Source organism: Streptomyces sp. NPDC057638 (assembly GCF_042800315.1).
Classification (GTDB): Bacteria; Actinomycetota; Actinomycetes; order Streptomycetales; family Streptomycetaceae; genus Streptomyces.
On the sequence record NZ_JBHVHF010000075.1, the window covers coordinates 14175 to 28275 of the forward strand.

Genomic DNA, 14101 nt, shown 5'->3' on the forward strand with positions numbered 1-14101 from the left:
ACCCGCACCGCCCGTTCACGGGCCGGCGGGTGCGGGGCTCGCTGTGTCCGCTGGCTAGAGGGCCGTGTGCCGGGCGAGCTCCACCAGGGCGGACCATGCCCGCGGGGAGAGGGTGAGCACGGGGCCGGTGGGGCGCTTGCTGTCACGGACGGGGACGGTGCCGGAGGCGGCGGCGTGCTCCGGCGCCCACTCGACGCAGGTACCACCGTTGTTGCTGTAGGAGGACTTGACCCAGCGGAGCGAGGGGGAAGCGGTGGTCACTGGATTCCCTTTCGTAGCTGTTCGATCATGGCGACAGACTCCGCCTGAGAGGCTGCTTCGGTCTGTAGCTGATGGTATGACCTCATCAGCGGTACGACGGAGGCCAGTTCGCGATCAAGATGTCCCTGGGTCTGTGATTCGACGTAGGAGACGATGGTCCGGTCGGGGAGGGTCAGAAGGTTGACCGCCCGGTCGAAGGGGCGGCCGGCTCCCATGGAGAAGGGGGCGATCTGGAGCGCGGTGTTGGGCTGGGCGGCGAATTCCAGCAGGCGTTCCAGCTGGGCGCGCATGACCTCGGGTGCGCCGATGGGGCGAAGGACGCAGCTTTCGTCGAGGACCGCGAAAATCAGCGGCGGGGGTGTGCGCTGAAGCGCGGCCTGGCGTTCCATGAGTAAATCGACTCGCTCGATGGCCTGTTCGGGTGTGATGACACCGCGCCGCACCGCGCTGTCCGCCAGTGCCTGTGCGTACTCCCGTGTCTGGAGTGGTCCGGGGACCAGGCCCACCTCGAAGAGCCGGATTTCCACCGCGCGGCGCTCCAGGCCCAGGTATTCCGGGAAGCCTTCGAGTAACACGCCGCGGGTGAGTCCGTTCCAGGCGCGTTCGAATGAGCGGTCCCTTCCGGTGAGGCCCAGGGCCACGTCAGCGGCGCGCGAGAACGGGAGAGTTGGCACTTTGCGGGCGACTTCGACGGCGGAGACATGCCTGCCGGAGTAGCCCATCCGGGCGCCGAGTTCGTCTTGTGTCCAGCCGCGCTCATCGCGTTCACGGCGCAGTTGTGCGCCGAATGCGGCGTGCGGGCTCCGGTCGGGGCTGAGTTCCTTTTTGTGCACCACTATGTGCCCTCCAAATTCGGCACGTTGAAGATGCTCTCGGGTTGAGCCACCCTGAATCCCCTTGAGTAGCGCATTCGCTACGGAGAGGAGAGATAGGCGTGGGTGCTCGCACATCGAACACAGAAGTCCGACGCGCGGCAAACCATAGTGGGAGTTGGTGCCCGTGACGCGCCTATGGCGGTGGTTCACCCTCGCACGGGGCGCGGCTGAGCATCGGATCGGGCCGGGGTGCGAACGGGTGTGGCCGCGTTTATCCGCCGGCGCTTTCGATGGCTGCTGCGGGGGGCTGGCGGCGCGGGCGTGGCAGCGGCGGATGGACGCCGGGTGGGGGCGGCCGCTGGCGGATCCCCGGGACGGTGCGGAGTGAGCGGGACGGTCCGCTACGTCTGCTGTGTGAGCGGCATCGGGCCGGTGCACGGGTCCGGGCGGATCGTGGCGTGTGTGGTCGCGGCGCTGCGGACGGAGTCGGCGGCGGTGGCGCTGCGGTGGCTGGTGGCCCAGGTGGGGCGGGTCGCCGACCGGCTCGATCCCGGGCCGGGGGGCGAAAGGCGCGTGGTCGTGGGGCCCGAGGTGGACGGGGCGGCGCTGATACGGGCCTGGTGTGCGGACCCTGTCCGCCGTCAGGTGGCGTGGCAGTGGCTCCTGGACGGGCGGGCGCTCTCGCTGGTGTTCCCGGACGGGCTGGACCAGTACGTGTTCGTCGTCAGCCCTGAGCCGGTCCCCGTCCGGGGGCGGTCGTATGCCGATGTGCCGCATGCGCTGTGGCGCGAGGAAGGGTGAGGTGTCATGCCGCGTATCAGTGAGGAGTCCTGGCGGCGCCGGAACCGGCTGCTGCGGGACCGGGAGCGGGTGAGCACGGTCTACCGGGCCGGGGTGTCGCTGACCCGGATCGCCGCCGACTGGGGTGTGGAGTCGAAGTGGCTGCGGGGGGTGCTGGTGGGCTGGGGGCTGGAGATCCGTGGCCCGCGCGCCGCGCGGGCCGCCTCCCTGGCGCTGCGTCCCCGGCGGTGACCGGCCCTGGGCGCACCCGGGCAGGTCCGCGGCCGCGCCCCCGCCGCTTCCCCCGTCTCCGCCTCCCTCCGCCTCCGTACCCGTACGACGGGAGACATCTCGTGTCCGACTGCCCCACCTGCCGTGATCTCATCGCCGCCGAGAAGGACGCCGAGCGCGTCTTCGACTACGCGCGTGCCACCGACTGCCGGGTGCTGCTGCGGCGCCACCGGGTCCAGCACGAGGACCGCGACGGTGTGACGGCCGCGGCGGTGTGACGGCGGTGACAGGGGCGGTCCGGGGTTCCCGGGCCGCCCCCGCGGTGCGGGTGGGGTCAGGCGGTGGCGGGCTCGGGGACGCGGGCGGTGAGGCGGACCGGGAGGCTGCGGTGGCCGTTCATGATGAAGGTCGGCAGGGGGCTGAGTTCGTCGCGGCCGACCGCCAGGTGGAGGTCGGGGAAGCGGGCGAAGAGGCGGGACAGGCCCGTGGTGGCGACCATGCGGGCGATGCCGACGCCCAGGCAGTAGTGGGGTCCGTAGCCGAAGGAGAGATGGGTCTTGTCGGTGCGGGTGAGGTCGAAGGTGTCGGGGGCGTCGGCGTGCAGGTCCGGGTCGCGGCCGACGGCGGCGTAGTTGAGGAGGATCGGGTCGCCCTTGGGGATGGTGACACCGCCGCCCAGCTCGATGGTCTCGGCGGCGTAGCGCAGCGGCAGATGGGCCAGGGGGGATTCGGCGCGCAGGGTCTCGTCGATGACGTCGTCCCAGGTGGCGCGGCCGGAGCGGACGTGGTCGAGCTGGGCGGGGTCGCTGAGGAGGGCGGTGATGGCGTTGTCGAAGAAGTTGATGGTCGTCTCGGACCCGGCGCCGAGGATGGCGAAGATGGTGTCGGTGAGCTCGTCCTCGGTGAGCTGGGAGCCGTCCTCGTCGCTGGCGGCCACCAGGTCGCTGGTGATGTCCTCGCCCGGCGTACGGCGCTTGTCGGCGATGAGCGCGGCCATCGCGCCGCGCCATCCGGCGAGGACGGCGTGGGCCTGGGCGGGGGTGAGGGTGGTGTCGACCATGGCGTCGATGACCTTGGCGGTCTTGGCGCGGGCCTCTTCGGGCATGCCGATCAGGTCGGCGACCAGCCGGGCGGGCAGCGGGTAGGCGAAGCGTTCGCGCAGGTCGACGCTTTCGCCGGGCGGGGTCTGGGCGAGGGCGTCCAGGAGCTGGTCGGTGAGTTCCTCGATCCGGGGCCGGAAGGCCTCGGCGCGGCGGGGCGTGAACGCGGCGCCGACGAGCCTGCGCAGCCGGACGTGGTTCTTGCCGTAGGCGGTGACCATGTTGTCCATGGCGACCCAGCTGATCATCTCCCAGTCGGGTGGTATCTCGCCGTTGATGAAGGCGGGCCAGTGGGTGCGGGCGCTCTTGGTGACGCGGGGGTCGGCGAGGAGCTGTCTGATCTCGGCGTGGCCGTTGACGGACCAGGCGATGACGCCGCCGGGGAGTTCGACCCGGGTGGCCGGGCCCCTGGCGCGCAGGGCGGCGGCTTCGGCGTGGAGGTCACGGCCGGTGGTGTCGAGGGCGAAGGGGCAGCGTGGTTCCATGGGCGTGGTCCGTCCTGGGCAGAAGGGGGGTCAGGGCGTGGGGGTGAAGTGGGCCTGGGCGAGTTCGCGGTTGGCGAGGGTGGCCAGGAAGATCCCGTTTCCGGCGTGGCTGTGGAGCATGGACATGTCGCGCCAGACGCGTTCGATGCGTTCCCCGGCGCGGACCGCGCTGGATCCGGCGGTGGGGAAGAGCTGCTGTTCGACGGCGCGCCAGGCGAGGCGGACGGCTTCGCGGCTGATGGCGGCGAGGCGGAGTTCGGCTTCGCGGGTGAAGGCGGCCGGGGGCTGTTCGCACAGCTGGCGCCACTGGGTGGTGGCGTGCAGGACGGCGGCTTCGGCGGCGGCGATCTGGCCGGTGGCCTCGCCGTAGCGGAACTGGAAGTCGGGGTCCTGGGTGCGCGGGACGATGGGGAGGAAGGCGGTGGTGCGGGTGCGCATCAGCTCTTCGTAGGCGTCGAGGGCGCCTTGGGCCATGCCGACGGCCAGGACGCCGAGTTCCAGGAGCATGAAGCTGAGGGGGCCGCCGCCGTACTCGGGGCCGTGGAGGGTGCGGCCGGGGGTGGCGTCGGTGAGGGTGATCTGGCTGAGGTGGCCGGTCAGGGTGTGGCGGGCGGGGATACGGGCGCCGGTGAGGCGGATGCTGTGGGAGCCGCTGCCGCGCAGGCCGAGCTGGCTGCCCCAGTCGTCCAGGCGCTGGAACTGGGTGCGCGGGGCGATGAACAGCAGGGGGGCGGGGGGCTGGCCCTCGCCCTGGGGGATGAGGGTGTGGCCGATGACGTGGGTGGCGTAGGGGGCGCCGGAGCAGTAGTTCCAGGTGCCGTCGATGATCCAGCCGTCGCCGTCGCTGTCGGGGCGGGCGGTGCCGGTGGGGGCGACGGTGGCGGGGCAGATGAAGTCGCCGCCCGCGAAGAGTTCGGCCTGGGTGTCCTCGTCGAAGAGGGTCGCGGCGGCCAGGGCGTGGGCGGCGCCGAACAGGTACATCCAGCCGGTGGAGGGGCAGCCCCGGGCCAGGGCCATGGAGACCTTCATGAAGGTCTCGGGGCCGAACGCGTAGCCGCCGTAGCGGCGGGGCACCAGGATGCGGTAGAGCCCGGCGCGGGCGAACGCCTCGTGGGTGTCGGGGGCGTAGTAGCCGCGCTGTTCGGTCTCGGCCTGCCGCTCGACGAGGGTGGCGGCGAGGGCTTCGGCGCGGGCGATGACCTCGTGGGGGGTCAGTCCGGGCTCGGGGGGTGCGGCGGGGGCCGGGGGTGCCTGGGTGGTCATCGGCGATCGGGTCCTTGGGCGTCGGGGCGTGGGAAGGGGTGGACCGGCGGGGCGCCGGTGACGGCGGGCCCTTGGGGCCTCGGGTGGATCAGGCGGGCTCAGGGAGCGGGCACTCCCCCGGGCTCCGCCCGGCCCGCCCCGCCCGGCGGGATCCGCAGGAGAGGCGCTAGCGCAGGGGTGTGTCCGGGGCGGTGGCCAGGGTGTGCAGGAGTTCGCCGAAGCGGGTGACCAGGGCGGCGGCGGTGGGCTCGTCGAAGCGGTGGTGGTCGAACTTGAGGCTTCCGGCGAGCTGCCCGCCGGGCAGGACGTCCATCGCCCACAGTCCGCCGTCGGGGATGGCGGAGCTGAGGGTCTGGGACTGGGTGCGGTGGCGGATCTCGGTGAACCGGGGCCCGGCGGCGGGGTGGTCGTCCGGGGGGAAGGCGCTCTGGAGGACCTCGAAGGCGATGACGGCCAGGCGGGCGTCGGCGAAGGGCGTGAGCAGGGCGGGGCTGTCCTGGGCGATGTGGGCGAAGGGGATCTCGTGCTGGTAGGCGCCGACGCAGGCGGTGCGGGTGCGGTCCAGGACCTGGCCGAGGGTGGTGCAGCCGGTGGTGTCGATCCGCAGGGGGACGAAGTTGAAGAAGGGGCCTACGGAGTCGGCGAACCGTTCCTCGTAGCGGCCGGAGGAGAAGGTGGGGAAGACGATGTCGGTGGTGCCGGTCCGCTCGCGCAGCAGCGCGCTGTAGGCGGCGGCCAGGACCATGAACGGGGTGCTGCGGGTGGCCTTGGCGTGCTCCAGGACGGCGGTGGACAGGGCGGTGTCGAAGACGAAGCGGTGGACGCCGTAGGCGCTGGGGAGCATCTCGTCGCGGGGCCGGTCGGAGGTGACGGCGGTGATGTGGGCGCCCTCCAGGCGCTGGCTCCAGTAGGCGCGGGCGCGCTCCAGGCGGTCGCTGCCGGTGGTGGCGTGCTGCCAGCGGGTGAACTCCCGGTACTGCGCCGGGGCGGGGGCGGGCTCGGTGGCCCCGGCGCGGGCGGCGTAGGCGGTGGCGAGGTCGCGCATGACGACCTGGAGCGACCAGGCGTCGGTGGAGGTGTGGTGGGTGGCCAGCACCAGGACGGCGTCGGTGGTGTCGAAGCGGCCCAGCGCGGCGCGCAGATGGGGCAGTTCGCGGACGTCGAAGGGGCGGGCGTCGAGGTCGTTGAGGAACGCCTCGGCGGCCTGATCGCGCCTCTGGGCGCTGTCCGCGCTGCCCGCGCTGAGGGTGTGGATCTCCAGCGGGACCGCCAGGGGCGGCCGGATGTCCTGGTAGCCGCCCTCGTCGTCGCCGGCCAGGCGGGTGCGCAGGATCTCGTGGCGGGCGACGACGTCGTCCAGGGCCCGCTGGAGGGTGGTGGTCTCGACCGTGCCGGTGACCCGCCAGCCGCACACCAGGGTGTGGCGGTGGCCGAACGCGCCGTCGGTGGTGCCCTTGTCGAACGCGCGCAGGAATTCCTGGTTGTAGGAGAGCGGGATCCGCTGGGCGTCGGCCGCGTCGGTGTCCGTGGCGGCTGGGGCCGGGGTGGCGCCGGCGGCGGTGGTGGTCACGGTCGGAGGGTCCTTTCACGGGCGGACGGCGAGTGCGGCGGTACGGGCGGTACGGGGGCGGCCCGGCGACCGCGCACAGGGCGTGCGGTACGGCGACCGCGCACAGGGCGGGCGGCGGGGCGGCGGCGGTACGGGGGCGGGCGGGCCGGGTGGTTCTAGTGAGGCGCGGGTGCCGGATCGTCGGCGGTGGCGGTGGTGGTCTGCTGGAGGTGGGCGTCGAGTTCGGCGACGGTGGGGTGGTTGAGGATGTCGGCGACTGAGACGGTGTGGCCGAGTTCGGCCTCGATGCGGGAGGCCAGGCGCATGGCCTGGAGGGACTGTCCGCCCAGGGTGAAGAAGCTGTCGTCGAGGCCGATGCCGGGGATGCCCAGGACCCGGGAGAACAGGGCGCACAGGGCGTCCTGGTGTGCGGTGCGCGGCCGGTCCGCCTGCGTACCCCGCGCCTCGGCACGGGTGCCGGGGTCGGGGTCGGGGAGGGCGGCGTGGTCGAGTTTGCCGTTGGCGGTCAGGGGCAGGGCGGGCAGTTCGACGTAGGCGGCGGGCCGCTGGTAGTCGGGCAGGGCGGCGGCGGTGGCGGCTTTGAGGGCGGGCAGGTCGATGGCGGCGTGGCGCGGGACGAGGTAGGCGATCAGGTGTTTGTCGCCGTCGGGGGCCTCGCGGGCGATGACGGCGGCGTGGGCGATGCCGGGCTGGCGGGACAGGACGTGTTCGGTCTGGGCGGGTTCGACGCGGTAGCCGCGGATCTTGATCTGGTCGTCGGCGCGTCCGGCGAACTCCAGGCCGCCGGGGCCGTGGCGCATCAGGTCGCCGGTGCGGTAGAGGCGGGTGCCGTCGGGGTGGGTGATGAACCGTTGGGCTGTCAGGTCCGGGCGCTGGTGGTAGCCGTGGGCGAGGCGGGGTCCGGCCAGGTACAGCTCGCCGGTGGTGCCGTCGGCGACGGGGTTCAGGCCGGTGTCCAGGAGGCGGGCGCCGACGGTGTCCAGCGGCCGGCCGACCGGGATGGGCCCGGTCGGGGGGCGGTCGGCGGTGAGGGGGGCGTGGGCGGCGAAGGAGGAGACCTCGGTGGCCCCGTACATGGCCCGTACGGTGGTGGCGGGGCAGGCGGCCAGCACGCGGCGGACGGCTTCGGGTGAGATGACGTCGCCGCCGGTGAGGACTTCGCGGACGGTGGCGAAGCTGTCGGGGGCCTCTTCGGCGAAGAGGCGGAACAGGCCCGCGGTCACATGCAGGGCGGTGATGGCGTGTGCGGTGATCAGTTGGCGTACGGTGCGCACGCCGAGGTCGCCGGGGGGCGGCAGGACGATCTGGCCGCCGCGCAGCAGGGGCACCCACAGTTCGTAGGCGCTGACGCCGAAGGCGTAGGGGGCGAGCGCGAGGATCCGCTGGTGGGCGCCGGTGCTCCAGCAGGGGTCGTCGGCGAGGTGGAGGATGGCGCGGTGGGGGACGGCGACGCCCTTGGGTTCGCCGGTGGAGCCGGAGGTGTGGATGACGTACGCCAGATCCTCCCCGTCCCCGTCCCTGTCTGCGGCGCTGTGCGGGTGCGGGGCGGGCGGGAGGGCGGCGGTGACATCCAGGGTCTGGCGGGTGCGGGGCAGGCCGCGGGCGGTCATGGCCGGGTCGGTGAGCAGCGGGGGGGAGCCGCAGCGGTCCATGATCTGCTGGGTGAGGGCGGGCGGGTTGGCGCTGTGCAGCGGCAGGGCGAAGGCGCCGGTCTTGAGGGTGGCCAGGATCGCGGCGATCACGTGGGGGGTGCGGTCCGCCAGGATCGCGACCGGCTCGCCGGGGCGGGCGCCGGCCTGGGTGAGGCGGTGGGCGAGGCGGTCGGTGCGCTCGTCGAGCCGGCGGTAGGTCCAGGTGGTGCCGGGCGCGCTGACGGCGACCGCGCCGGGGGTCAGGTGTGCCTGGGCGGTGAAGCGTTCGTGGATCGTGGTGGCCATCGGCTGTCCCCTTCGCTCTGTCCCGCCGGTGTGGGCCCGCGCGGCGTCGGCGTGCGGGGTCTGCCGGGAACGCTCACACAGGCGGTCCGGGCGCCGCATCTTCTGCCGTGCCGAGCGGCTGTGGGCGTCGGTGCCGGGGGCTGGCGGGGGTGGAGAGCACTCCGGAAGATGGCGCGGGATTTGGGCCATGCGCATGCTGAACGAGCCATCGAGTCGCGAAGGAGTTCGTTCGCCGTGAATGCCAAGGGGGCTGGGGCCGTGGCCCGTCAGACCGGACGTGTGGGGGGGCTCGACGGGGTCCGCGCGCTGTGCGCGCTGGCGGTGGCGGGCGTGCACACGTCTTTCGCCGCCGGGGTGATGGGCGCCTATACGGCGCCGCCGGGGAACGAGGCGCTGGCGACGCTGCTGGCCGGGCTGCGGCCGCTGGCGCTGGGCCCGTTCTTCGTGCTGTCGGGGATGCTGCTGTACCGGCCGTTCGCGCGGTGGACGCTGGGGGGTGGCTCGCGGCCGCGGGTGGGCCCGTTCCTGGCCAAGCGGCTGGCGCGGCTGTGGCCCGCGTACGCGCTGCTGGCCGTGGTCTGTGTGTTCCTGCTGAACTTCGACGCGGTCGACGGGCCCTGGTATGTGCTGCGGCCGCTGTTGATGCTCCAGGTGTACGACTACACGTGGATCGCGGGGATGGATCCGGCGTGGACCGTTCCGGCGGAGATGCAGTACTACCTGGCGCTGCCGCCGCTGGCGGTGCTGATGCACTGGCTGGCGCGGCGGACGGACGATCTGGCGGCCAGGGTGCGGCGGATGATGGTGCCGCTGGTGGTGCTCACCGTGGGGTCGGCGGTGTGGACGTGGTGGATCCACCGGCCCGAGATGGGTGTCTATCCGGAGCAGTACTGGTGGCCGCTGGCGGTGGGCGGTGCGTTCGCGCTCGGGATGGCGATGGCGATCTGGCAGGTGATGGCGGAGCTGCGGCCCGGGCGGCCGCCGCTGCCGCTGAGGCTGGCGGGGCGTCATCCGCTGTGGCTGTGGGCCGGTGCGCTGGTGATCTACGCGGTCAACTGCACCCAGCCGTTCGGGCGCCGGGGGTACGGGGACTACGAGGGCGTGGGGCTGGCGCTGACCCAGTACGGGCTGCTGCTGCTCTTCTCCTATCTGGTGGTGATGCCGCTGTCGGTGCCCGGGAGCCGGTCGCGGGTGATGGACGCGGTGGTGGGCAACCCGGTGGCGCGGTATCTGGGGCGGATCTCGTACGGGATCTATCTGTGGCACTTCGCGGTCATGTACTTCTGGTTCGAGACGGGCAGTGTGTTCGGGACCGAGCCGGGGCTGATGAACCAGCTGCGCGGCACGATCGGGTTCGGTGAGCTGATGACGGCGGTGCTGGTCGGCAGTGTGCTGGCGGCGACGGTCAGTCATTACGCGGTCGAGCGGCCGGTCGTGAACGCGGTCGCGCGGTGGGCGGCCCGCAGGGAGGGCGCCCGGCCCAAGGGCCCGCGGCCGGGGCCGGTGCCCGAGCGGGACGCGTACACGGTCGCCGGGCCGCGCTGACCTGACGCGCCGCGGTGAGGGGGCGGGCCCGCGCCGGTCTGGTCTGGCGGGTCGCGCCCGGTCTGCCCCCCGGGGGGCGGCGCTGGTGTCCGCGCCCCGGGGGGCGGCGCGCGGGCGCGGGTCCGCTCGCGCCCGTGCCGCTGTGGGGGTGAACCGCGCTCCGGTGGGGGCCGTTGGCCGTGGGTGTCGTGGGCGCGCAGGTGTGAGGGCCGGGGCGCTGGGTGGTCGCCGGGCCTTGCGTACCGGGGAGGGACTGCCCGTACCCGCCGGGTCTGACCGCTGGAGAAACCCGGCCGCCGGACGGACCCGACCGGCAGAAGGGCCCGGCTGACAGGCCTGACCGGCAGAAGGGCCCGGGCTGCCGGACGGACCTGACCGGTCTCGGGGCTGACACCCTGTGGGAGGTGAGGGGCCTGACACCGCTGGCGGAGCGCGGGGGCCTCACCCGCCTCTCCCCCGCTCTCCCCCGCCGTCCTCACCGTCCTCACTGTCCTTGCCGCACAGAGCAAGGGGGAAGATGCGTGGCCGGCCGCCGGGCTTCAGTCTTGGTGGGGCACAGTCCCCCGCAGGACAACCGCTTCGCTTTCAGGAGAACCATGAACACTGTCCAGTCCGCTGACGGCACGACGATCGCCTACGACCGCACGGGCGAGGGCGAGGCGCTCATCCTGGTGGGCGGTTCCTTCAGTGAGCGCGCTCATCCGACCATGGCGCAGCTCGCGGCGGAGCTGGCGCCGCACTTCACTGTCTTCAACTACGACCGCCGTGGCCGCGGGGACAGCGGCGACGCCGCCGAGTACGCGGTGGAGCGGGAGATCGAGGATCTCGCCGCGCTGATCGCCGAGGCGGGCGGTTCGGCGCGGGTGTTCGGGCTGTCGGCCGGTGGCGCGCTGGCGCTGAAGGCGGCGGCCGCGGGGCTGGACATCACCCGGATCGCGGTCTACGACCCGCCGTTCGTGGTGGACGAGAACGGGCCGCGTCCGCCGGCCGGTTTCACCGAGCGGCTGGCCGAGCTGAGCTCGTCGGACCGTTCCGGTGAGGCCGTCGAGTTCTTCATGGTGGAGGGCATGGGCGCGCCGTCCGAGGCGGTGGCCGGGATGAAGTTCGCCCCGTTCTGGGCGGGCCTGGAGGCGCTGGCGCACACCCTTCCGTATGACACGACGATCCTGGGTGAGGACTTCGCGCTGCCGGCGGTCGAGCTGTCGGCGGTGACGGTGCCGACGCTGGTGGTGCACGGGTCCGAGGCGGACGCGTGGCTGCACGCGTCGGCGAAGGCGGTCGCGGACGCCGTTCCGGCCGCCGAGGTCCACGCGCTGGCCGGTCAGGGCATCGCGGTGGACCCGGCGGCGCTGGCGCCGGAGCTGAAGAACTTCTTCAGCAACAACTGATCCGCTACCGGCGGGCGGCCGGGGTGTGTGCCAGGCCGCCGCGCGAGGAGGCAGCGCCCGTGGAACGCGTGTCCACGGGCGCTGTCTCGTGCGGCGCACTGCGCAACCTGGGAGATGCCCGCGCACAGAACCGCCGGGGACGATGAATCCGGGCCGCCTGGCGGCTCTTCTTCCGCGCACGGCCGCGGAACGTCCCCCGTTTGAGGAGAGATCCCCCTATGCGAGCATGGCTCAAGCGAGGCGCCGCCGCGCCCGGCGGCCGCCGCGGAAAATGGCTTGTCCTGCTGATCTGGCTGCTGGCCGCGATGGCGCTCGGTGCGCTGGCGGGCAAGCTCGGTGAGGTCCATGACACCAGTGCGAACGCCTTCCTGCCGCGCGGCGCGGAGTCCGCGCGGGTCAACACGGAGCTGGAGAGGTTCCGTACCGATGAGCTGATGCCGGCGGTCGCCGTCTACAGCACCGATGGTGCCGTGGACGCGGCCGTGCGCGCGAAGGTGGAGTCCGACCGGGCCGCGTTCGCGAAGGTCGCCGCCGGGGGTGAGCGGGTGCCGCCCGCGGTGCTGTCCGAGGACGGCAAGGCCCTGATGGTCGTGGTGCCGCTGCCCGGTGAGGAGCAGAAGGTCCTGGCGGACAAGGTGAAGGAGCTGCGCGGGATCGCTGACGCGCAGGCTCCGCCGGGTCTGGACACGCGGGTCGGCGGTCCGGCGGCGTCGACGGCGGACGCGTTCACCGTGTTCGGTTCGCTGGACGCGACGCTGATGATGGCGACCGGTCTGATCGTGGTCGTGCTGCTGCTGCTGACCTATCGCAGCCCGGTGCTGTGGGTCTTCCCGGCCATCGCGGTGGCGTTCGCGTCGGTGCTGACGCAGGCGGGGACGTATCTGCTGGCGAAGTACGCGGGGCTGCAGGTCGATCCGCAGAGTTCGGGCGTGCTGATGGTGCTGGTGTTCGGTGTCGGCACGGACTACGCGCTGCTGCTGATCGCCCGCTACCGCGAGGAGCTGCACCGTAGGGAGGACCGGCATGTGGCGATGAAGGCGGCGCTGCGCCGTTCGGGTCCGGCGGTGCTGGCGTCGGCGGGCACGGTCGCGGTCGGGCTGGCGTGTCTGGGCTTCGCGGACATCAACTCCTCCCGGTCCATGGGCCTGGTCGGGGTGATCGGGGTGGTCTGCGGCTATCTGGCGATGGTCACGATCCTGCCGGCGCTGCTGGTGATCGCGGGCCGCTGGGTGTTCTGGCCGCTCGTTCCGCGTTACGGTACGGCGCCGAAGGCGGCGCGGCCGCTGTGGTCGCGGATCGGGAACGCGGTCGCCGCCCGGCCGCGCCGGTCGTGGATCGGGTCGCTGGTGGTCACCGGGGCGCTGGCGTTCGCGGCGCTGGGGCTGGACATGGGGCTGAGCCAGAGCAACTGGTTCCAGACCAAGCCGGAGTCGGTGGTGGCGCAGGAGAGGCTGTCGGCGCACTTCCCGTCCGGGTCGGCTGACCCGGCGGTGATCGTGGTGAAGACGCCGGAGGCGGCCGGGGTGCGTGCGGCCGCGGCGGCGACGGAGGGGGTCGTGGAGGTCCGGACCACGGCGACGGCGCCCGAGGGCGGGCTGACCCAGCTGTCGGCGGTGCTGGCGGGTACGCCGGACAGCGCGGCGGCCAAGGACACCGTCAGGGAGCTGCGCGAGAACCTGGAGGGCACGGGTGCCCTGGTCGGCGGTACGGCGGCGCAGACGGTGGACAAGGAGGCCGCGACCGCGCGGGATCTGAAGGTCGTGGTGCCGCTGGTGCTGTTCGTGGTGCTGCTGGTGCTGATCTGGCTGCTGCGGGCGCTGGTGGCGCCGCTGGTGCTGCTGGCGACGGTGGTGGTGTCGTTCGGCGCGGCGCTGGGCGCCTCGAACCTGATCTTCGAGAACCTGATGGGGTATGCGGGTGTCGACTGGTCGGTGCCGCTGCTGGGCTTTGTGTTCCTGGTGGCGCTGGGGATCGACTACAACATCTTCCTGATGCACCGGGTGAAGGAGGAGACGGCCCGTCACGGTCATACCCAGGGGGTGCTGATCGGGCTGAGCAGCACGGGCGGGGTGATCACCTCGGCGGGTCTGGTGCTGGCGGCCACGTTCGGGGTGTTCGCCGGGCTGCCGCTGGTGGCGATGGCGCAGATGGGCTTCGTGGTGTGTATCGGGGTGCTGATCGACACCTTCCTGGTCCGCACCGTGCTGGTGCCCGCGCTGGCGCTGGATCTGGGGCCCAGGTTCTGGGCTCCGGGGTCGCTCTCGCGGCACCGGGCAGCTGAGCCGCCCGCGCCGCCCGCGCCCGCCGCGGAGCGGGAGCTGGAGAACGTCTGAGTCCGGCCCTGGTGTCCGCCGTGTCCCGACCCCGGACCCCGGCCCCCGGCCTTCCGGGCCACTGACCGCTGACAACGGGCCGCTGACAACTGGCCGCTGACCGCTGGCCTTTGACCAGGCCGGGAACCGGCCACGGACGGGCCAGCCCAGGCCAGGAGCAGAGCCAGCCCGGGTCGGGCCCGTGTGAGGCCCGGTCTGGTCTGGCGCCCGGACCGGCGCCCGGACCGCCCGTGCCGGCCACCGTGCCGGAGGGTGTCCGGTCGCGTGCCGCCGCCGTCCCCGCCGCCACGGGGGCGGCGGCGTTCCTGTTCCTACCGGGCTCCGGTCGGGCAGCGGTTGACGGACGCCACGGAGACGGGAGCCGCGCGCCGCGCCCCCGGGGGTGTCCTCCCC

12 protein-coding genes are annotated in these 14101 nt (G+C 73.1%); 6 read left to right on the forward strand and 6 right to left on the reverse strand.

Translation table 11 applies throughout. The features are described 5' to 3' along the window. Positions 1-54: 54 nt before the first annotated feature. Together ACFVIM_RS13520 and ACFVIM_RS13525 are read right to left on the reverse strand one after the other, a co-directional pair. A complete protein-coding gene (locus tag ACFVIM_RS13520; protein ID WP_384300859.1) occupies positions 55-261 on the reverse strand; it encodes a DUF397 domain-containing protein in 207 nt (68 codons plus the stop codon). Beyond that, positions 258-1097, reverse strand: a complete 840-nt coding sequence (locus ACFVIM_RS13525; RefSeq protein ID WP_384300860.1) for a Scr1 family TA system antitoxin-like transcriptional regulator — start codon at positions 1095-1097, stop codon at positions 258-260. The genes ACFVIM_RS13520 and ACFVIM_RS13525 overlap by 4 nt, the downstream gene beginning before the upstream one ends. Positions 1098-1460: 363 nt before the next feature. On the opposite strand from ACFVIM_RS13525, the gene ACFVIM_RS13530 reads away from it, so the two are divergent. From ACFVIM_RS13530 to ACFVIM_RS13540, 3 genes are all read left to right on the forward strand, one after another. Beyond that, entirely contained in the window at positions 1461-1877 is a 417-nt protein-coding gene (locus ACFVIM_RS13530) for a hypothetical protein (RefSeq protein ID WP_384300861.1), read from the forward strand. 6 nt (positions 1878-1883) lie between these two features. Then, on the forward strand, positions 1884-2108 hold the full coding sequence (locus ACFVIM_RS13535; RefSeq protein ID WP_384300862.1) for a hypothetical protein: 225 nt from the start codon (positions 1884-1886) through the stop codon (positions 2106-2108). 101 nt (positions 2109-2209) lie between these two features. Further along, on the forward strand, positions 2210-2365 hold the full coding sequence (locus ACFVIM_RS13540; RefSeq protein WP_384300863.1) for a hypothetical protein: 156 nt from the start codon (positions 2210-2212) through the stop codon (positions 2363-2365). 56 nt (positions 2366-2421) lie between these two features. On the opposite strand, the gene ACFVIM_RS13545 is transcribed toward ACFVIM_RS13540, so the two are convergent. From ACFVIM_RS13545 to ACFVIM_RS13560, 4 genes are all read right to left on the reverse strand, one after another. Continuing rightward, positions 2422-3672, reverse strand: coding sequence for a cytochrome P450 (locus tag ACFVIM_RS13545; protein WP_384300864.1), 1251 nt, complete (start codon positions 3670-3672; stop codon positions 2422-2424). Between the two features lie 30 nt (positions 3673-3702). Further along, positions 3703-4935: an acyl-CoA dehydrogenase family protein gene (locus ACFVIM_RS13550; protein ID WP_384300865.1), complete on the reverse strand. Its 1233-nt coding sequence runs from the start codon at positions 4933-4935 to the stop codon at positions 3703-3705. 166 nt (positions 4936-5101) lie between these two features. Further along, a complete protein-coding gene (locus tag ACFVIM_RS13555; RefSeq protein ID WP_384300866.1) occupies positions 5102-6505 on the reverse strand; it encodes a condensation domain-containing protein in 1404 nt (467 codons plus the stop codon). A 155-nt stretch (positions 6506-6660) separates the two neighbouring features. After that, positions 6661-8442 (reverse strand): non-ribosomal peptide synthetase, encoded by a 1782-nt coding sequence (locus tag ACFVIM_RS13560; protein ID WP_384300867.1) that lies wholly within the window; start codon positions 8440-8442, stop codon positions 6661-6663. A gap of 258 nt (positions 8443-8700) precedes the next feature. Here ACFVIM_RS13560 and ACFVIM_RS13565 point away from each other — a divergent pair, with 258 nt between their 5' ends. The 3 genes from ACFVIM_RS13565 (at position 8701) to ACFVIM_RS13575 (ending at position 13708) form a co-directional block, all read left to right on the forward strand. Beyond that, the gene (locus ACFVIM_RS13565) at positions 8701-9987 is read left to right on the forward strand and encodes an acyltransferase family protein (RefSeq protein ID WP_384300868.1); all 1287 of its coding nucleotides are present in this window, start codon (positions 8701-8703) and stop codon (positions 9985-9987) included. 596 nt (positions 9988-10583) lie between these two features. Further along, positions 10584-11375, forward strand: coding sequence for an alpha/beta fold hydrolase (locus ACFVIM_RS13570; RefSeq protein WP_384300869.1), 792 nt, complete (start codon positions 10584-10586; stop codon positions 11373-11375). 218 nt (positions 11376-11593) lie between these two features. Continuing rightward, entirely contained in the window at positions 11594-13708 is a 2115-nt protein-coding gene (locus ACFVIM_RS13575) for an MMPL family transporter (protein WP_384300870.1), read from the forward strand. Positions 13709-14101 lie beyond the last annotated feature (393 nt).